This window comes from Priestia sp. Y58 (assembly GCF_029522095.1).
Taxonomy (GTDB): Bacteria; Bacillota; Bacilli; order Bacillales; family Bacillaceae_H; genus Priestia; species Priestia megaterium_E.
The window spans coordinates 190,858-211,222 of record NZ_JAKWFL010000002.1; the positions used below are offsets into that span (position 1 = coordinate 190,858).

19 protein-coding genes are annotated in these 20,365 nt (G+C 37.8%); 3 read left to right on the forward strand and 16 right to left on the reverse strand.

Going from position 1 to position 20,365, the window contains the following annotated elements; genetic code table 11:
* Position 1 precedes the first annotated feature (1 nt).
* On the reverse strand, positions 2-1,177 hold the full coding sequence (locus MMB68_RS06730) for a YhgE/Pip domain-containing protein (protein ID WP_221784814.1): 1,176 nt from the start codon (positions 1,175-1,177) through the stop codon (positions 2-4).
* Positions 1,178-1,374: 197 nt separating this feature from the next.
* On the opposite strand from MMB68_RS06730, the gene MMB68_RS06735 reads away from it, so the two are divergent.
* Positions 1,375-1,983, forward strand: a complete 609-nt coding sequence (locus MMB68_RS06735) for a TetR/AcrR family transcriptional regulator (RefSeq protein ID WP_221784813.1) — start codon at positions 1,375-1,377, stop codon at positions 1,981-1,983.
* Between the two features lie 41 nt (positions 1,984-2,024).
* Here the strand turns inward: MMB68_RS06735 and odhB are convergent, their stop codons facing one another.
* The 6 genes from odhB to MMB68_RS06765 all read right to left on the reverse strand — a co-directional run bounded on the left by odhB (position 2,025) and on the right by MMB68_RS06765 (position 10,361).
* Positions 2,025-3,320 carry a 2-oxoglutarate dehydrogenase complex dihydrolipoyllysine-residue succinyltransferase gene (gene odhB, locus MMB68_RS06740; RefSeq protein WP_014459542.1) on the reverse strand — a complete coding sequence of 432 codons (1,296 nt, stop codon included), beginning with the start codon at positions 3,318-3,320 and terminating at the stop codon, positions 2,025-2,027.
* 16 nt (positions 3,321-3,336) lie between these two features.
* Complete coding sequence (gene sucA / locus MMB68_RS06745; protein WP_033579402.1) at positions 3,337-6,198, reverse strand: 2-oxoglutarate dehydrogenase E1 component; 2,862 nt, start codon at positions 6,196-6,198, stop codon at positions 3,337-3,339.
* 363 nt (positions 6,199-6,561) lie between these two features.
* Complete coding sequence (locus MMB68_RS06750; protein ID WP_028412866.1) at positions 6,562-7,149, reverse strand: PadR family transcriptional regulator; 588 nt, start codon at positions 7,147-7,149, stop codon at positions 6,562-6,564.
* A gap of 65 nt (positions 7,150-7,214) precedes the next feature.
* Positions 7,215-8,759: an MDR family MFS transporter gene (locus MMB68_RS06755; RefSeq protein WP_025751265.1), complete on the reverse strand. Its 1,545-nt coding sequence runs from the start codon at positions 8,757-8,759 to the stop codon at positions 7,215-7,217.
* A gap of 137 nt (positions 8,760-8,896) precedes the next feature.
* The gene (locus MMB68_RS06760) at positions 8,897-9,343 is read right to left on the reverse strand and encodes an OsmC family protein (RefSeq protein WP_269871544.1); all 447 of its coding nucleotides are present in this window, start codon (positions 9,341-9,343) and stop codon (positions 8,897-8,899) included.
* A 121-nt stretch (positions 9,344-9,464) separates the two neighbouring features.
* Positions 9,465-10,361 (reverse strand): NAD-dependent epimerase/dehydratase family protein, encoded by an 897-nt coding sequence (locus MMB68_RS06765; protein WP_269871545.1) that lies wholly within the window; start codon positions 10,359-10,361, stop codon positions 9,465-9,467.
* A 165-nt stretch (positions 10,362-10,526) separates the two neighbouring features.
* Here MMB68_RS06765 and MMB68_RS06770 point away from each other — a divergent pair, with 165 nt between their 5' ends.
* A complete protein-coding gene (locus MMB68_RS06770) occupies positions 10,527-11,747 on the forward strand; it encodes a DUF418 domain-containing protein (protein ID WP_264407836.1) in 1,221 nt (406 codons plus the stop codon).
* Between the two features lie 41 nt (positions 11,748-11,788).
* Here the strand turns inward: MMB68_RS06770 and MMB68_RS06775 are convergent, their stop codons facing one another.
* From MMB68_RS06775 to MMB68_RS06785, 3 genes are all read right to left on the reverse strand, one after another.
* Entirely contained in the window at positions 11,789-12,247 is a 459-nt protein-coding gene (locus MMB68_RS06775; protein ID WP_153254556.1) for a hypothetical protein, read from the reverse strand.
* Between the two features lie 324 nt (positions 12,248-12,571).
* A complete protein-coding gene (locus tag MMB68_RS06780; RefSeq protein ID WP_013057601.1) occupies positions 12,572-12,862 on the reverse strand; it encodes a hypothetical protein in 291 nt (96 codons plus the stop codon).
* Between the two features lie 93 nt (positions 12,863-12,955).
* Positions 12,956-13,444, reverse strand: coding sequence for a GyrI-like domain-containing protein (locus MMB68_RS06785; protein WP_264407839.1), 489 nt, complete (start codon positions 13,442-13,444; stop codon positions 12,956-12,958).
* 221 nt (positions 13,445-13,665) lie between these two features.
* On the opposite strand from MMB68_RS06785, the gene MMB68_RS06790 reads away from it, so the two are divergent.
* Entirely contained in the window at positions 13,666-13,953 is a 288-nt protein-coding gene (locus tag MMB68_RS06790) for a hypothetical protein (protein ID WP_028409073.1), read from the forward strand.
* A gap of 29 nt (positions 13,954-13,982) precedes the next feature.
* Here MMB68_RS06790 and MMB68_RS06795 read toward each other — a convergent pair whose 3' ends face one another.
* From MMB68_RS06795 to MMB68_RS06820, 6 genes are all read right to left on the reverse strand, one after another.
* The gene (locus MMB68_RS06795) at positions 13,983-15,080 is read right to left on the reverse strand and encodes an acyltransferase (RefSeq protein WP_264407840.1); all 1,098 of its coding nucleotides are present in this window, start codon (positions 15,078-15,080) and stop codon (positions 13,983-13,985) included.
* 215 nt (positions 15,081-15,295) lie between these two features.
* Positions 15,296-16,204, reverse strand: a complete 909-nt coding sequence (locus MMB68_RS06800) for a hypothetical protein (protein WP_264407842.1) — start codon at positions 16,202-16,204, stop codon at positions 15,296-15,298.
* Positions 16,205-16,503: 299 nt separating this feature from the next.
* On the reverse strand, positions 16,504-17,211 hold the full coding sequence (locus MMB68_RS06805) for an ABC transporter ATP-binding protein (protein ID WP_264407844.1): 708 nt from the start codon (positions 17,209-17,211) through the stop codon (positions 16,504-16,506).
* Positions 17,208-18,005: an ABC transporter ATP-binding protein gene (locus tag MMB68_RS06810; protein WP_264407846.1), complete on the reverse strand. Its 798-nt coding sequence runs from the start codon at positions 18,003-18,005 to the stop codon at positions 17,208-17,210. The genes MMB68_RS06805 and MMB68_RS06810 overlap by 4 nt, the downstream gene beginning before the upstream one ends.
* A gap of 12 nt (positions 18,006-18,017) precedes the next feature.
* Positions 18,018-19,307 (reverse strand): branched-chain amino acid ABC transporter permease, encoded by a 1,290-nt coding sequence (locus MMB68_RS06815; RefSeq protein WP_264407848.1) that lies wholly within the window; start codon positions 19,305-19,307, stop codon positions 18,018-18,020.
* Between the two features lie 9 nt (positions 19,308-19,316).
* A complete protein-coding gene (locus MMB68_RS06820; protein WP_153254687.1) occupies positions 19,317-20,303 on the reverse strand; it encodes a branched-chain amino acid ABC transporter permease in 987 nt (328 codons plus the stop codon).
* Between the last annotated feature and the right edge of the window lie 62 nt (positions 20,304-20,365).

The following is a 20,365-nucleotide window of genomic DNA, read 5'->3' on the forward strand; positions in this document are numbered from 1 at the left end:
TTTATATTGAGCGAGACTCCTCTTTATTTACAGAAGATACAGGTAAAGCAGAAGCAAACAGAGCACATAAACTTATTAAAGAGATAAGAGCTAGAGCAGATACAGAATGATTCCATGTCAGATGTTCTCCAAAGAAAAATAATTCTCTTACGCCATCTACCATAAATCTCATTGGCAGCAATGGATAAATCCACTCTCTATAAAAATCAGGCATAATTTCCGGGGCCATTGAAAGCAAAGGTGCGCCAAAAAATAGAACAATAACGAAAATCGGGAGTCCCTTTAGTCCTAGCCATGAAAGTACGGCTGATATCAAGGTGAAAAAACTGAAGTAAGCAATAGCTAAGAATAGTGCTGTATCCAAAAATGAAGGAACGCTTATTCCAACTACTTCAGCCAGCCACGATAACCCGAAACCAGCAGCTAAAGCAAGTATAACCCCAATGATTACGACTCCTACTTGGTTAACGATTTTCTCTTTACGAGAAGAAAACGTGATTTTTTGGATGCTGAGGAAGACAATTGCGGCACCGGCTATACTTGCCATCCACAGCGGCTGAAATAATGAAACGGGAGCATTTCCGTTGACACTATGAGTCCCTGTTTCGTTTACGTTTATCACTGTCTTTTGAATCGGTGCAGCGAGTGCTAATGCTTGGTTTGCACTTAGTTGCGTTCCGTTTTGTTCAAATCTTTTCACTAGCTGCAAGCGCATATTTTCATTCATCTTATCGACTGACCCGTTTAGCACCTGACTTGCTAGTGTTGAAGCAGCTGTATTCATTCCTTGATTCACTAATAATCTAATAGCAGGTGCATCAGGCTGAGCCGTCTGAAGAGTCGCCTGTTTTTTGGTGAAATCTTTTGGAATGATAAGCGCCCCATAGTATTTTTGATTATTTAACCCTTTTTCAACTTCTTTAGTATTTGGGACAAAAATCCATTTAATTAAAGATTGTTCAGTACTTGCCCGCTTCATATTTTGTTCCATTTGATTTCCTATATTTACATTACCCTTTGCTGGAACTGTCATTCCTTCGTCAGCATTTACGAATGCAATTGGCAAATTCTTAGGTGCTGAGCTTGCCGAAGGAATTAAGGTTAGAATAAAGATAAAAATAACAGCTACTACTATAATTGGTGAAAAATATATAAGCTTTTGATTACCTAATTTCATATAGATCTCCCCTTTATGTTTTAAGGATATACACGTTAACGAAAAGATAATGTACATGATGTTGATTAGTGATCACTATGTAAATTATAATGAATTTACCTGTATTCTCAATATGCAATAATAGCGGGAATGTCGATTACTTAACACAAAGCATATAACTGTTCATTATTAAAGAAAAAAGTAGGTGTTTAAAAGCTGTGGGGAATTCAAAAACAGATCGCAGAATTATTCGAACGAAAAGATTTATCCGAGATGCTTTGACAGAATTAATGGAGGAGAAAGGGTTTGAAGGCGTAACGGTCAGGGATTTGACGAAAAAAGCGGATATTAATCGCGGAACTTTTTATTTACACTACCAAGACAAATACGATTTGCTTGAAAAAAGCGAAAATGAAGTCATTCAAGAGATAAAAGAATTTATCAAAAAAGCAAATCCAAATGAGATTGTGTCTGCTAATTTGAAAGAACAGCCTTTACCGTTTATTATTGCACTTTTTGAATATATTCAAGAAAATGCGCGTTTTATGCAGGTTATGCTTGGTCCAAAAGGAAATCCTGGATTTCATCTTAAAATTAAAGAGGTCATGAAAACCAATATCCTGGAAAAATTAGAGCTTATGGATAATAAAACGCCTCCGCTTGTTCCACTTGAACATTTAATGTCTTATGTAACGTCAGCGCACCTTGGAGTCATTCAGCACTGGCTAGAACAAGATATGAAGCAGTCACCGCGAGAAATGGCTCTGACACTCGCTAGCATGACTTTTTTGGGTCCTGCTTATGTTGCAGGCATTAAGCGAACATAAAAGAACCTGCTATTCTCTAAGAAAATAGCAGGTTCTTTTTATTAACCTTCTAGTAATAAAGATTCTGGATCTTCTAATAGTTCTTTAACAGTAGCTAGGAAGCTTACGGCTTCTTTGCCGTCAACGATACGGTGATCGTAAGAAAGTGCAATGTACATCATCGGACGATTTTCGATACGCTCTTCATCAATTGCTACCGGACGAAGCTGAACTTTATGCATTCCTAAAATCCCAACTTGAGGCCCGTTTAAAATTGGTGTAGACATTAATGAACCGAATACGCCGCCGTTTGTAATTGTGAACGTTCCACCTTGTAAATCTTTTAATGCTAATTTGTTGTCGCGCGCTTTTTTCGCCAAATCAACGATAGATCCTTCGATACCAGCGAATGTTTTGCGGTCAGCATCACGTACAACTGGAACAACAAGACCGTCTGGAGCTGACACAGCAATACCGATATCATAGAATTTTTTAATTAATAACTCGTTTCCTTGAATTTCAGCATTTAATAATGGATACTTTTTAAGTGCTGCTACTACTGCTTTTGTAAAGAATGACATAAAGCCAAGTCTTACGTCGTGCTGTTCAAAGAATTTGTCTTTGCGTCGTTTGCGAAGAGCCATAACAGCAGTCATATCTACTTCGTTAAACGTTGTCAGCATAGCCGCTGTTTGCTGAACTTCAACAAGACGTTTGGCAATTGTTTGACGACGACGTGACATACGTTCGCGTTCAACAGGTTTGTCGCTATTTTCACTTGCCGCTGGAGACGGAGATACCGGGTTAGCTGGCTTACTTGCTTGTGCCTGCTGCTTTTGCTCATTTGATTTTTGGTCTGCATACGAATCAATATCATGTTTGCGCACACGGCCAAGAGGATCAGTAGTTGGCACTTGATCTAGCTTAATCCCGCGTTCTCTTGCTGCTTTGCGCGCTGCAGGAGAAGCAATTAGCCATTGTTTTTGATTTCCTTGCTGAGGCGCTTCAGCTGCTGGCGCTACTTCTTCAACAGTTTTTTGCTGAGCTGGAGCCGCTTCTTGTTTTGGTGCTTCCTCTGCTGGTTTTTCTTCAGCTTTTGGTGCTGCTGGTGCTGAAGCTCCTTCTTTCGCTTCAAGACGTGCAATTGTTTCACCAACTTGCACCGTGTCGCCTTCGCCAGCAAGAAGTTCCGTTAACACACCAGAGTCTTCAGCTGTAATTTCAACGTTAACTTTATCTGTTTCAAGTTCAACGATATAATCGCCTTTTTCAACGAAATCTCCTACTTGTTTTAGCCACTGTGCAACTGTTCCTTCAGAAATTGATTCTGCTAATTCCGGTACTTTAATCTCTCCCATGGTTCATTCCCCTTCCTTATCGTGTAACAACGTCGTTAGCAATTTCATTTTTAGTTAATGCATCTTGTAAAATACGTTCTTGTTCTTGTCTGTGAACTGTTGGATCTCCTTCAGCTGGACTTGAGCGTCTTGTGCGACCGATGTAGTCAACAGTAGCTCCTTCTGGTGCTACTTCACGCAGTCGATCTTCTACATAGTTCCATGCGCCCATGTTTTCCGGCTCTTCTTGTAACCAGACAATCTCTTTTAAATTTTTATAGCGAGCAAAGATTTCAGCAATTACGCGTCTTGGGAACGGATAAATTTGTTCTAGACGAAGAACGTGTAGCCAATCTTTATCATCTTCTGCTTTGTTTAAGCGTTCCGTTAATTCACTGCTGATTTTTCCGCTGCACAGAACGATTCGTTCAACTGCATCTTCTTTTTTGCCTAATCCAGGCTGTTCTACTACTAAGCGGAAAGAGCCTTTCGTAAACTCTTCAAGGTTTGACACACTAAAAGCATTACGAAGCAAACTTTTTGGTGTCATAACTACTAGCGGTCTTACTTCTTCGCGCTGTAAAATGGCAGCTTGTCGTCGAAGTAAGTGGAAATATTGCGCAGCGCTTGTTACGTTTGCGATTGTCCAGTTGTTTTCACCAGCTAGCTGTAAATAACGTTCTAGACGAGCGCTTGAGTGTTCTGGCCCTTGACCTTCATGGCCGTGTGGCAGCAATAAGACCATTCCAGATTTTTGTCCCCATTTAGCACGGCCTGCTGCAATAAACTGGTCAATAATAACTTGACCTGCATTGGCAAAATCACCGAACTGTGCTTCCCAAAGAACAAGCGTTTCAGGAGCAAATACATTATAGCCGTATTCAAATCCAAGAACGGATCCTTCTGATAATGGACTGTTACGAATATCAAAGGAAGCGCTTACGTTCTTCATTGCGTGTAGTGGTGAGTAAACATCCCCTGTCTTATGATCATGAAGAACAAGATGTCTATGTGCAAACGTACCACGTTCAGAATCTTGGCCTGTAATACGAATTGGCGTGCCGTCTCTTAAAATCGTAGCAAATGCAAATGCCTCACCCAATGACCAATCTACGCTTTCATTTTCTTCAAACGCTTTGGCACGTTTAGATAAGATGCGATCAAGTTTTGGGAATACGTTAAATCCTTCAGGATATTTCACTAGCTCTTGATTCACTTCAAACAGCTCTTCTTTTGTAACAGATGTATCAATATCTGAAATTCCTTTGAAGACTGCTTGTGGCATTTCCATAATTCTATGTTGTTTTTCAGCTTTTGGCGGTACTTTCTCATAAGCTGCTTTTAACTTCGCTTGTAACTCTTCATTAATTTGATCTGCTTGACCGCTTTGAATAACGTTTTGTTCTTCGAGCTGCTTTGCATACATAGCACGAACGGTTGGACGTTTTGTCACAATTTCATACATCTTCGGCTGCGTTACAGACGGTTCATCCATTTCATTGTGGCCAAATCGACGGTATCCAATTAAATCAATCAAGAAATCTTTGTTAAAACGTCTGCGATACTCATAAGCAAAATAAGCAGCAGCTAAACAGGCTTCCGGATCATCCGCGTTTACGTGAACAATTGGAATTTCAAACCCTTTTGCTAAGTCACTTGCATATTTTGTTGAACGAGAATCGACGCTTTCTGTTGTAAATCCAATCATGTTGTTAGCAATAATGTGGATTGTTCCACCTGTTTGATAACCAGTCAATTGATTTAAGTTCAGCGTTTCTTGTACTATACCTTCACCAGGGAACGCAGCATCTCCGTGAATTAAAATCGCGAACGATTTTTTCACATCTTGTTTTGGGTATCCATTCACATCACGCTCATCTTGAGCTGCTCTTGTAAACCCTTCCACAACCGGATTAACAAACTCCAAGTGACTAGGGTTGCTAGCCAATGTCAAACGAGCTCGAACTGTGTTCTCTGCTTTAATTTGTTTGTCGGCACCCAGGTGATATTTTACGTCTCCCGTCCAGCCATAGTTGATACCGATTGAACCTTCTGAAGGAACTAATTCCTTGTTAGGTGCATGCTGGAATTCTGCAAAAATCATTTCATACGGCTTGCCTAATACGTGTGCTAATACATTTAAGCGTCCACGGTGAGCCATACCAATATTGACCGTTTTGGGGCTTGTTTCCACTGAGCGTGCAATCAGTTCATCTACAAGTGGAATTAGCATATCTACGCCTTCAATAGAAAAGCGTTTTTGTCCGACAAATGTACGGTGTAAAAATTGTTCAAAGCCTTCTACTTCTGTTAAACGCTTTAATACAGAAGTTCTTTTCTCATTTGAAAGAGGTTGGAAAATAGCACCTGACTCGACCATATCAGTCAGCCACTTATTCTCTTCCATGTTATGTACGTGATGGAATTCAAACGCAATGGTTTTTGTGTAGACATCTGTTAAATAGTTAATTGCATCTAAACCATTTTTGACGTGTGATGGCGCATTCGTACATAAAATATCAACCGGAATTGATTTTAAATCTTCTTGCGTTAAATTGTAATCTTCCAAGTGAAGCAAGACAGGATCTTTCTTCTCGCTTTCAAGAGGCTTAATTGACGCGTATAGATGACCATAAGCACGGATGTTTTCCGCTAGCTTAATAGCCGATGCAATTTTAGATGTGTTAGCTGAAGGTGCAGCCTGTGCGTATTCAGCTTGCTGAACCTGCTCACTTTCGTTTAATGGAGGAGCACCCCAATAATCAAATAATTCTTTTAAGTCTGGATCTACTAGATCTGACTGCTCTTCATATAACTCATACTGTTCTAATACATAGCCATAGTTCGGACCCAAAAATCCTTGCCAAGGCTCCCCTCTATTCGACGTTTCGTTACCCATGATAAAACCCCCAACGAGTTATAATAATTGTCGTACTCAACAATCTTTCCATTTTGAATGTCGATTACCTTATCGTCTGACATCTTTACAACGAGTGATAAATCTCACTGCGTGTGTATCTGATATCTGCTTATATTTTACCACTCTTTTACTCGTCAATCAAAATGAAATCGCTATATTTCTTTAATTTTTTTTACTTTTTTAATAGTCTTACTACTTTTTGAAAGCGTTTTATAAGTAAAGCTGATTAAAGGTCGAATCAGGTGTTAATTAATTGTTATTGACCTAGCTTTTGGCAAAATTAAATTGCTTGAAATATATTTTATGACCATTAAAAAAAGAAGCAGCGTTTTGCTTCTTTTTTTAAAACTCATCTACGATTTTTTCAACGTCTTTAAAATAACCATCATCTACTTCTGTAAGCTTGCTGCTTTTCGCCGCTTCGAGTAAATGAGTGAACCAAGTTAGTTCTACTTTCAAATGCATAATCGTGCGCATAATGATCGACAGATTTGCAATGGAATGATCCACCTTTTTAACTTGGTACAAATTTTGCATTTTTTCTAAATAAGCTGCCGTTTCCTCAATCTTTTTTTCTAAAGCAGAAGCCACTTTTTTTTGATCGACGTAAGAAGTAAATGAAAGAGCAGCATAAACAGGTCTATGCATATGCTCTTTTTTTAACAGCTGTTCAAAATAAAGGCGCTCAAATTCTTCTCTTCCTGCATCCGTGATAGAATAAACGGTCTTTTCAGGTCTGTTCGTCTCTCGAATCACATCGACTACTTTCACCAACTGATCTTTTTCGAGCGTATCAAAAGCGTAATATAAAGAACCGCTTGCAAGTTTAATATAGTGCTTCATTTGTCTTTCATTAATGGTTTGCTGAATTTCATAAGGGTGCTTATTTCCTTCCATTAATAAGCCCAGTATGACTAATTTAACACTCATAACACCTTTCACCTCTTGACATGCATCTTATTTAGTAAAAAAGCACGAATAAATTCGTGCCTTTTCTATTTTTGAGCTGCAGGTTCCTTAGCTTCTACCCGCTTTTTAGGGGGAACTTCCACTCGTTCATTTCCCATTAAAAAGACAGTAATAATAGCTACTGCAATTGGAATAAGAGCAAGCATAAATGCATACGTGATCGATGTAGACATAGCATCAACAATCTTATCTAATATTTGAGGCGGAATGCTGTTTCGAGCGCTTGATTGAAAAACTGCACTCGGATCTCCTATTTGAGAGAATGCTCCTTGAGATCCATTTCCCATCCCTTGAAAATTGCGCTGCAGCTCATTTGTAAATGTATTGCTTTGAATCGTTCCAAAAATCGTAACTCCCAGCGTCATTCCTAAGGAACGCGCAAATGAGTTTGTGGAGTTGGCAGAACCTCTAAACTGTGGATCCAGCTTATGCGTTGACGAAGTTGGTAAAAGAGAAAAGCTAAATCCTACGCCAAACCCAGTCAAAATCATGAATACCGTTAGCATCCAACGAGGTGTATCAGGTTCCATTGTTCCTAATAAAAACATTCCTACTGCAAATGAAAAAACGGACATAATCATTAAGTTTCGAAAGCTTGTTTTTGTTAGAAAAATCCCGCCGATCGCACTTCCTGCTACCGACCCTAACATCATCGGAGTTAAAATTAAACCTGCATTTGTAGCAGAACCTCCGTAAACAGCTTGAACGAAAATAGGAATAAATACTGTTAAAATAATAAACGTTGCTCCGTATAAGAAAGCGAGAATTTGTGATGTTGCAAACAAACGGCGTTTGAACATCCAAAACGAAATAATCGGCTCTTGCGCGCGTTTTTCCACAAAAAAGAAGAGTGATAGCGCCACAGCAAAGATAGCAAAAAGAGATAAAATTTGCGGAGAAGACCACTCGTACTCTTTTCCTCCAAGCTCAAGAGCAAACATTAAACTGACTACTGAAATTACAAGAGTGGCTGCACCAGCCCAGTCAATTTTTTGTTTTTTATGACTTTTTGATTCTTTATAAAAGCGCACAATAAAAAATAACGATAAAAGTCCAATCGGCACGTTCACATAAAACACCCAGTGCCAGCTGATGTATTCCGTAATGTAGGCACCAAGAAGCGGACCAAATACGCTTGCTGAGCCGAAAACGGCACCCAATAATCCCGTCATTTTCCCGCGCTTTTCGGGAGGGAAAATATCAAATACAATGGTAAAAGCAATCGGAAGAAGCGCTCCTCCTCCAATTCCTTGAATCGCCCGGTAAATACTTAGCTGCACAATGCTTTGCGCTAGGCCACACAATGCAGATCCAAGTAAAAATACCGTCAATCCAAAAATAAAAAACCGTTTACGGCCGTACATATCAGATAGTTTACCAAATATCGGCATACCTGCCATCACGGCAACCATATAAGCGGACGTAACCCAAACAAACTTATCTAACCCGCCTAGATCAGAAATGATTTTCCCCATAGCCGTCGCTACGATGGTATTATCCATGGCTGACATGAAAATACCGAGCAGCAATCCTGCTACGATAAAACGAATATTTTTTTCTGATGAAACCATTTCAGTTCCTCCTTTCGCGTCATCTTTTTGATGAACAGAAATGATAGCTACTTAAATTATTATATTCAAATTTGAGTATTTTACAATCTTAAATGTGCTTTTTTAGAAATAAACATAAGAAAAGCGTAATGGGTCCATTACGCTTTTACTGTGAGCTGAGGCTCTAATTCAATCTCAACATTTCCTTGAATGGCTCTTGAAATCATACAGGATGTTTCTGCTTTTTTTATAAGTCGACTGATTTTTTCTTCTTGAGCCGCAAATTCAGATGTGATGATAACATGAGGTTTATGAATAATTTTTTCGTATGTGAATACACCATTCGTCACGTCCACAATAGCTTCTGATTCCATCGTTAAAGCCTCCTGACGGATTCCGCTTCTTTCGAACATCGCTGCAAGCGTGATGATGTAGCACGTGGCTGCTGCCCCTAGCAGCATTTCATCTGGATTTGTTCCCACTCCTGGTCCGTCCATTTCTGGTGGAATGGAAATTTTTGTTTTTAATTGTCCCGATTCAATTGTACCTACTTCATTTCGGCCTCCTGGCCAATTTGCTTGCAAATGAAAGTGATGTTTTGCCATAGTTAATCCTTCTTCCTTCTATATAATGATGTGTACCTAGCGTACCCTTTTTATGTATAAAATAAAAATGTTCTGCTTGTCACAGCAAAAAGACTGCTAAACAGCGCAGTCTTCGTTTTTTCTAGCTTAAAGGTACTTTCTTTTCGCTTTCAACGAAAGCTTTGATTAATGATGGCAGCCAGTCCTGCAGGTTTGTAAATGAATATCCCCAAAAGCTAGCTTTTTCATTGCTCATCGTCCAAGAATGATCTACTCCGTAAGGAGAACTATTTTCGTCTGTTAAACGAGAGGTTGTTTTTGCTGTTTTATTCGCTGCTTGTTCAATATATGAAAATAAATTTTTGAGCGAAATGGTACCATTTGCACAAGCGTTAATCGGCCCTTTTAGCTTCTGCTCTGCACACCAGACTAAAAATTCACCTGCTTCTTCCTGTGAAATAAAGTTCATTTCTGCTTCGATAGCCGGTACACCAATTTCTTCTTCATGCATAATTTTTTCTACGTGAAAACGTAAACGATCCGTATAATCATCTTTTCCCATTACAATTGGAAAACGCACGGCCGTTACCGAAAACGGTGCTTTTTGAAAGAATACAGCCTCGGCTTGGCGCTTTCCTTCTTGGTAGGAAATATTTTCACGACGTGTATATGAAATGGGATACTTGTATGGATCGAAATCTTCTTCATAACACGTTTTTTCTAAAGAACCGTATACTGAAAGAGTTGAGGTTAGTACATAGTGACTCGTACTATGACGAAAAGCTTCAACAGCAATAGCTGCGCCGTGTGAAGAATAACATATTTGATCGAAGATAACATCCCATTTTCGTCCTCGTGTTGTTTCGATTACAGAATCTTTTTCTACACGATCAAGAAAAATTCGATCAACTCGGTTGCCGAAATCATCCGGCGTTTTACCTCGCGTTGCTAACGTAACCTTTACTCCTTTAGAGAGCAACGTCTGAACTAAATTTTTTCCAAAAAAACGAGTTCCACCTAGCACAAGTGCTGTTTTCATCCTTTTCTCCACCTTTCGTATTTAATATGGATAACTATACCATTATTATCCAACTTTTTTGTTCATAAAGCTATAAATCTTTTCGCTTATTTTTTTGTATTTCCCCCTATTTTTTCGCCGCTGTCGTGTTAAGATGTACATATCTAACCAAAAGGAGCGAGAGTGATGAATCCTTCTCCACTTCCCCTTAACGAACGCCTTGCTGCTCTTGATATTATTCGGGGTATTGCTTTGTTAGGCATTTTCTTGGTGAATATCCCTGCTTTTGCTTCTCCGATATTTATTTTTCAACTGTACGATGTTCCTTATGAGTATAAAGGAGTAGATGCTTACATTGATTTATTCCTGCTGCTGTTTGTTCAAGGAAAGTTTTTTACGATTTTTTCTTTTTTATTTGGACTTGGATGCGGAATCTTTTTGCATAGAGCTGAAGAAAAGCATTACTTTGCCGCTGCTTTATGGTCAAGAAGAATGGCTTCCTTGCTATTAATCGGGCTTTTTCATCTTGTCTTTTTCTGGTATGGAGACATTTTGCATGTGTATGCTATTGGCGGTTTTTTAATGTTGTTTTTTTATAATCGAAAAACCAAGACAATTTTGCTGTGGGCAATAGGCTTGCTATGCTTTTTTTATCTTTTGGCTTGCATGCAGTTTTTTACTCCAGCACACGTCTTGCAGGAGGCTCAGCGGGAGTATAAAGTTTTACATGAACATGCCTCAACTCAATATTTATCCACCTACAGGCAAGCAGACTATTTATCTTGGCTGCTTTATCGTTTGAATGTTGAAGTGGTGCCTATGCTATTAAATCTACCGTTTTCTATCTTTCCCGTATTTTCTATGTTTTTATTTGGCTTATATACTGCTAAAAAAGGATTAGTACATAATATCGAACAAAATCGTTATTTTTTTAAGAAAATTCAGTTAATAACAGGTGCAGCAGGTTTTACTTTAACTATCATTCTTGCTATCTTAAAACTAGAAATTTTAAAATATGGACTCTATCAGCAGGCGGCCATTCACCTTTTTACAAGTTTGAGCGGCATTTTTCTATGTTTTTTTTATCTTACCACTTTACTGTTATTCCTGCAATTTTCTCCTTACGCTTGGATGCTAGGTCTTTTTAAGTATAGTGGAACAATGGCATTAACAACTTACCTTAGCCAAACTTTAATTTGCCTGTGGATGGTTCGATCCTTTGGTTTATACGGAACTCTTACCTTAGCAGAAAGCACGATTGTTTGTCTCATTATATATACACTCCAGCTTTTTTTTAACAAGTGGTGGCTTTATTATTTCTATTACGGTCCGTGTGAATGGTTATGGCGGAGCTTTACATACCGATCTTTCCGGCCTCTCAGACGGAATAGAAAATCTTCAGCTTAACAGCAAATCGGCCTTCAAGTTTGAAAGCCGATTTGTCTCCTTTACTGCAAAGGCGGTATGGTTATTCGTTTAATTCCATTTGTCTCAAATTCTCGTATATAATCCATTTCTCGATGGAAAATTTGCATAAAAACTTCATTTTTTATTTCTTTAATGGGTCCTATTTGTTCTATCACATCTCGCTTGGCCATGCGATAGGCTAGCGCTTCCCAAAACACTTCGTTATCGTATTCTCCAATAATATCTTGAAGAGAATCTTCATGTTCTTCTGTAAACATAATCTCACTGTTTAGCGAGTGAAAAGGTCCTTTTTCAAGGAAAGGCTCTGCGTGAGAAAACATTTGTTTTTCTATATCCGTATATTCTTGTGCATGCTCATCTTCCACTCCAGAACATGCTGTGACCATCCAGTTACCTAAATAAATTAAATCAAGCAGTTGAAAAAAGTGCGTCTCAGATAGTTGAAGTTCAATATCGTTTTTTACAGGAGCTTTTGACATAAGCGCGGATCTCTCCTTTAATTTTGAGGGTAGTTGCTACTAAATAAAATAGCTAAAAGGGTTAGTATGCAGGCTAGCAGGAAAACTGAAGAAATGGCTTCACCTCTTTTCTGTAGTGTAAAAATAGAGGTACTGACATCCAAAGAAGTGAATACGAAGGGTGTAAACTTATCATAATCGAAATAAAGACAAGATACAAGACTTTTTTACTAAATTTTCTGACTATTTTCGTCATAAATACCTATTTTTGTTTTGTTTATACTAGAAAGGTCCGAAAATTGTGTGCTGAGCTGCTCAAAATAAAAAAGCGCTGAACCAGGCGCTTTAACGGTGTAAAAAAATAGATAAACCAATAAAAAAAGCAGCTAAAATAAAATCAAAAATCCATTGCCACTTCTCACGTTTTAACAATACGTGCTCTACTCCTGATAACAGCGAACTTATACTAACCAAAACAAAAATAAAGCTTAATTGGTTAAACGAAAATTTAGTGACAAAATTTGATACAAGTATGACTGCTACGGTGATGAACAGTGCCATTTGACTTATAAGTACCCATTTAATTCTCTGTTTATATCCGTCTTTTAAAGCTTGTAATAAATCGTTGCTGATCACTCTCGCTAAACCCCTTTTGTATTCCTATCGTCAAAAGTAAGAACGCAGCAAAAAACGCTTATCTGCATCTTAACTACTTAGCAAAACTAGCTATTAAATCGAAACATAAATATCAACTTGACTGTACTCAGGATCAATACAGCGTTCATCATATAATTCAAAATCTATTTTATAGGCACGGTGATTTTTTTTAGCCCACTCGCGAATATAAGCCCAAGCTTCTACGACTACCTGTCTAGCTGGCCCGACAGCTGTTGTAAACACCATGTATTCACCTCCTGGGATGATGAACTCTCTCATATCATCTTTCAGTTCGCCGCCGGGTAAAACTTCATATCCAAGAGCAAATGTAAAATCCATTTTTTGATTGTATTCAAATTCTGTATAAAGAGCAAATGTATTACCATTTACTTTATTGGCGATTTTATTAGCTAACTGTTGTTTATAAAAAGTCTGCCAGTGCTCAGGAATAAGACCTGTGCCCGTTTCTTCCACAGGTTCATCTGTTCGAATAGGCACTCCTACAACAGTAAATTCATTTACCTTGACTACTTTTTGACTTACAACTAAGTCAGTCAACATATTGAGCCCCCTTAATTCTTCTTTTTCTGTAGTTACAATGAGGGAAATACTTCTTAATATGCATTTTATTTGTATTCAAAGAAAACGTCAACCTTTTATGCAAATCCCTTAACGAAGGGGCTGAAGATCATTCTTCTAAGCTATAAAAAAACGATTCTATTTTCTTTGTACACATCATACGTATAAGATACCCCTAATTTACAATAGAGTGAGGTAAAAAAATGAAGATCATTGAACTTGCCGAATTCATTAAAACAAGTAAAAAAACAACTAAACTTGCTCTCTCCTCTTCTACAGTACAGTATACATTAGAAACAGATGATTTGAAAATTGAATTAAAAACAGGCGGCACGAATAAGCGAATCGTGTTTTTTCGCATCTTCTTAAAAGGAACATACAAGGATTGGATTTGTTATCACCGGAACGAACATCATATTTACGAATTGTATCAAAATATTTCTTTATCCCCTCAACTGCAAAAGCAGCTTTTGTACGCTATTGCATCATAAAAAGAGCTGGCTTAGTTAGCCAGCTCTTTTTATTTATGCTGTAGCTTTGTAAATGAATGTTTGTGCGGCTTCACATGTAATTTTCCCTTTGTCCATTGAATCCCTCTATATAAATAGTACGAGCACCAAAAAACTGCTGGAACGATAAGTACGTAGGCAACGACACTATTTGTAAAGAAAGAAGAATCTATAGAACGAAGCAATCGATAGGTCTCATTTAATATACATATATGCACTACATAAATGCCAACTGAATTTTTCCCAACCTTTGAAAAGAATGAGTTTTTACCAAGACTTGGACTGCTCAATACGAATAAAAACAATGATGCGGATAAAAAGATTGTAGAAATAAAATAGTCTCCGGGCTTGCTGTGCTGGATGTTAACCAACCAGTAACGCTCGACGATCTCTAGCGCTGAAAACACAAAAAAGCTGGCTAAATAAATCATTGGCCTTACGTTTAGTACTGACAGAATTTGCTTGCCATAAAGGGCAAACATAGCTCCTAATACTGTATAGAACAAACCAAAGAACAGGGCATCTCTCGTTTGAAAAGAAAGTGGAAAAAATAAAGAATAAGACTGCCCAAATAACCCAGTTACATATAATACGGTGCTGATAAGCATTAATAAGCCAATCTTTTTCCATCGTTGAAATAAGAAAACGATGACAACAGCCCAAATTAATGCAATCAAGTACCAAAGCTGAAATCCACTTGTGTCACTTCCATAGTAAAAAATATCTTTGAATGTGATGGATGATGTTAAATAATCAGCTACTGCACCTTTTCGCTCTGCTAACGTTCCGTGGTTCTGAAATAAGCGCAGAACTACACCAAACAATAAATAAAAGATGAACCAACATGCATAAAGCTTTGAAATATTCCACGTGTATTTTTTTAAGTATGCAGAAGGCTTTGGATGTTTTTGAATTTTATTCATAAACAAATACCCTGATACAATAAAGAAAAAAGGAACCGCGAATCGTGCAAATGTGTCAACAATGACATCTAGCACATTTTCCTGGTTCCCTAAAAAGAAATCGTCATGTGATGGATTAACATGAATACAAACCACAAACACTGTAGCAAAAAACTTAATAAAATCAATTGAATAATTACGTTCCATCTTGTTGTCAGCTCCTTAAAATAAACTCGAGCTCTATTTTAGCATAATTATCCAAACGAGAAAGAGATTTTGGTAAAATTAACCTTATAGTCATGAAAAAAATTTCTTAACTTCCAATATTCTAGTCTTGTTTACTTGTATGATGTCTTTCAATATTCCAAATAAGTGATTCTAAAGAACTACAAAACAAAAAACAGATTACGCGTAACCTGTTTTTAAATTAACATTTTCCATGCAAACTTATTATCTTGTTTAATATCGACTTCTTTTTCATGCAAAGCCTGCACATGCTGTTTAATTTGTTTGAGAAACAGCATTACTTCCCCGCTTGATACGGCAGCTGAGTTGAGAGATAACGAATGTTTTTTAGCAATTTTTAATTCCTCGGTTTCCACCGAAATACTCACGTGGCGAAATAAGTGCCAAGGGTAGTAAACTGTTTTAAAAGATTTTGAGAAATAAATTCCTTTAGAACAAACGGTAATCCCCTCGGTTTTTTGAAGAGGATATGTATTTAAATGAGCTACAATTTTTTCTTTAGCAGGTAAATAGAGCCTGTTTCGCATCTCTTTTTCAACTTCTTCACATAGTTGCCCTTCTACCGACAACACATCTTTTGGATCAGGGGTTTGATGAATTTGAAAAGATGAACAAATAGAAGTTAATTCTTTTGAGGATACACACGGATATATATAGTCTTGACACATATATTCATGGGAATGAGTGCGAATAAATTTCTTGATTTTTTTTAATAGAGATACTAGCTTTCTAGCTGAGTAATCGTTTTGATTGACTTGAAATTTCTCCACCTCATTAAAACAAATCATTTCTTCTTTTCGAATGGTAATGGATTGAATGTTAGCGAACTCTTCCCATAACATTTTTCCTTTTTTCATCCCTCTGCTTTTCCAGTAAATCCCCTTATTTGTAAAGCAAATTCCCCTTTTATCTAGGCCTGCTATAAAAGAGCTGTGTAAATACGCAATTATTTTTTCTTGGGGCTGAAACTGAAAGTATTTGCTAGCCATTTTTTTGTAGAAAGTAGGTATTTGCATTACATAAAATTGACTTTCTCTATAGATTAAGCATAAGTCAGTCAAATAATTAGTTTTCAGCGTCGCCACGCTCTCACTTCCTTTTTGAGTATAAATAACCGTACCCATTTTTTTCTATTACTTTATAAACGTTTTTTAATGAAAAAAGTTTCAACTTTTTTCGTTTTTTATAAAAAAGCTTTAAATTGAAGCATTCCTTTTATCTAGGAGGTTATCTAATTACTCACTTATTCAATAATCTTATTTTAAACGTTCCCTACTTAATTAAGAAACTAAACCAGATAATAGCAATGCTTCCCTGCTTTATCCAAATCATCCGTTGTGAACAAAAACAAACCGCAGCGTTAAAACGCGATGCGGTTTGTTTTTTAAGCTAAATAAGCTTCTTTTATTTTTTCATTATGAATTAATTCCGTCCCTTTCCCTTGTAGAATAATTTCGCCCGTTTGAATTACATAGCCTCGGTGCGCGATTTGCAGCGCTTGATAAGCGTTTTGTTCAACGAGTAAAATCGTCATGCCGTTTTTATTTAACTCCATAATGATTTCGAATATTTGTTCTACGATGATAGGAGCAAGCCCCATAGAAGGTTCATCTAGCATAAGCATAGAAGGGTTCATCATAAGTGCCCGCCCGATAGCTAGCATTTGCTGTTCACCGCCACTCATCGTTCCTCCTTTTTGAGTCAATCTTTCTTTTAATCTTGGAAAATAGGTGAGTACTCTAGTCATGTTTTCTTCTATTACTTTTTTATTAGAAAGTGAAAATGCTCCGATCGTTAAATTTTCTTTTACCGTCATCTTAGGAAAGATCTTTCTTCCTTCTGGTACATGAGCTATTCCTAAACGGGCCGTTTGGTGAGGAGGGAATTTCGTGATGTGGGTGCCTTTATACATGATACTACCTGCTTTGACAGGAGCTTGACCGCTAATGGACTTTAATGTGGTAGATTTTCCGGCTCCATTGCTTCCGATAAGAGTCACAATTTCTCCTTCTTCTACATCAATCGTTATTCCTTTAAGTGCTTGAATTCCTCCGTAAAAGGTGTCAACTTCAGTTAACTTTAATAGCGTCATGTGCTTGTCTCCTTTCTTTCTATTTCCTCTGCCGCTCCTTTTCCTAAATAGGCTTCGATCACTTTCGGGTGTGTACGGATATGTTCAGCGTTTCCTTCTGCAATTTTTATTCCATGATCTAATACAATAATATGATCAGAAATTTCCATGACGAGCTTCATGTCATGCTCAATTAATAAAATGGTTATTTCACGGTCTTTTCGTATCGTGTGAATAAGATCCGTCAGCTCTTTTGTTTCACGCGGATTCATACCAGCAGCCGGTTCATCTAATAATAACAGTGAGGGTCTAGTAGCTAACGCTCTGGCAATTTCGAGTCGGCGCTGCGCTCCATATGATAAGTTATTGGCGACTTCGTTATATAAAGCTTCTAGCCCAACGTATTCTAACAGCTTATACGCTTCTTTTTTAGCTAATTTTTCCGCTCTTCTTGCTCGAGGTAAATTCAACAGTGTTTCAAAAGTGGTTGCTTTCAAATGGTTGTGCATCCCAACTAATACATTTTCTAACACCGTTATATTACTAAATAACCTGATGTTTTGAAATGTCCGAGAAATCCCTTGTTTTGATACGCTGTGAGGTTTTAGCCCTGTTATAGATTGACCATTTAATTTAATATCACCTGAGGTTGGCTGATAAACACCTGTCACCATATTAAAAAATGTAGTCTTTCCAGCGCCGTTTGGTCCTATTACAGCTGTTATTGAATTTTTTTGAATATCCATTGTTACGTCTTGATTGGCAATTAAACCCCCAAAGGTCTTGGTTACATTTTTTACTTCTAAAATAGACAATTTCTTTCACCTCTATAGATTGACGTTTTTCTCAGCCGTTGAAATCACAGGCTGTATTTCTTCTTCTTCAGCTTCTTCTTTCAGCTCTTTCAAATCGAACGTAGGCTGTTTAGCAGGAAGCAATCCCTGAGACCTGTATAGGGCAAATAGAATAAGAAGTCCGCCAAAAATAAATCGCTGCATTTTAGCTGGCGAAAGTGCATCTGGTATAGAGATAACCCCATTTAAACTCAGCTGATTAAACCAATCGGTGAGCTCCGTTAATACTTGAAGATTAAGAATGGTTACAACCGCCGCTCCAAGTATGACGCCTGGAACGCTCCCCATTCCTCCTAAGATAACCATGACTAAAATCGTGATAGATTCTAACAGCGTAAAGCTGGTTGGATCAACAAAGGTTTGCTTAGCGGCGAAGACCACTCCCATCATGCCTGAAAAAGAGGCACCGATAGCAAACGCAAGCAGCTTTGTTCTGACAAGGTGAATTCCCATCGCTTGAGCTGCAATTTCATTTTCTCGAACCGCTTTCCACGATCGTCCTACTTTAGAATATTCGAATCGCCGTACAATAAAAATAACCGCTGCTAAAATGACTAATACTACATAATAGAACTGACTTGGATATACTAAGTTAATCCCAAAAATAGAAGGCGGCGTCACGGAGGACAGCCCCATTGCTCCGTTTGTAATATTGATTGGTTTATCCAAATTGTTAAATACAATTCGAATAATTTCCCCGAATCCAAGCGTAACGATAGCTAGATAGTCCCCTTTTACGCGCAGCACAGGTATACCAAGCAGAACTCCAAATAAAGCGGCTATTAGGCACCCAGCAATAATAAAAAACCAAAAGCTTTCTCCTGATAATGGGTACGTACCAAAAGGCATAAAATTAGCAGCTTGATTGGTCGCAAAAATTCCATACGTGTAAGCCCCAACGGCAAAGAAAGCAACAAATCCCAAATCCAATAATCCGGCTAACCCCACTACGATGTTCAACCCAAGTGCCATAGCAATATAGATGCCTACTAGTGTAGATACTTCCATATATGATTCATAAGCAGGGCCTTGGCTAGCTGAAAAAGGAAGCAGCACAATTAAAATGACCCCTGCTATTAGCCATTTTAATTTACTAGAAAAAGACATAAAATACAGAAGTAATAATGAAAATAAAAGAAGTAAAAATGCGACAACGGACTTTTGGGCAAGCATTAAACTACCGCTTGTTGCAATTACATATATAAAAAATAGAATGATTTGCGCTTTTTTGTTTCCTTCAAGCCTACTCATTAATTTTTTCATCTTCATCACCTACACTTTTTCTGTAACGGCTTTTCCAAATAAGCCTTCTGGTTTAAAAATTAACACCAAAATCAAAATGGCAAATGCAAATACATCTTTATACTCTGCTCCTAAAATATTGCCGGTGATTGTTGATAAATTCGCAGCTGCAAACATTTCAAGAATGCCAAGCATTAGACCTCCAAACATTGCGCCTCGTATATTGCCTATTCCCCCTAAAACAGCTGCTGTAAAAGCCTTTAATCCTAATATGAACCCAATGTAAGGATCAATTGTTCCGTAATGAAGCGCAAATAACACACCGGTTGCGCCTCCTAGAGCCGAACCAATAAAAAAAGTAAGGGAAATGACTTTGTTTACATTAATGGACATGAGTGAAGCTGTATCAGGATCTTGGGCTACAGCCCTCATTGCCATTCCCCATTTGGTCCGATTGACGAAAATTTCAAGTCCGATCATTAAGCAAAGAGCAACAATTAACACTACGATAAACGTTACTTTAAATGTAGCATCATCAAATGATGATGAAAGAGAAGAAGCACTAATCGATACTTTGCCTGAAAATAAAGCTGGGGTATTAACAATATAGTTACCATTCTTAAGCTCCGTAATGAAGCGCACAAAATCCTGTAATAGAAATGACATTCCGATAGCTGTAATAAGTGTAATCAGTTTAGAAGACTTGCGCAGGGGGCGGTAAGCCACTCTTTCAATTCCCATACCAAGCAACCCAGTTGCAACACTCGTAATAAGAAGAACTAAAATTAACGTCACAACAGCTGGAAAAGCTGCAATCCAACCTACGCCTGTTAACCCTATTAAAATAGCGGTTCCGATAAAGGCGCCTGACATAAAAATTTCGCCGTGTGCAAAATTGATGAGTTCTAAAATGCCATATACCATCGTATAACCTAGGGCAATAATTGCATATACAGCTCCTAATGTTAGTCCGTCAATTAACACTTGCGGCAGCGTTTGTATAATATGAGCAAACATATAACCTCGTCCCTTTCGTCCTATAAAATCGATTTTAAGAAAAGAAAGGTACGGAACATCCA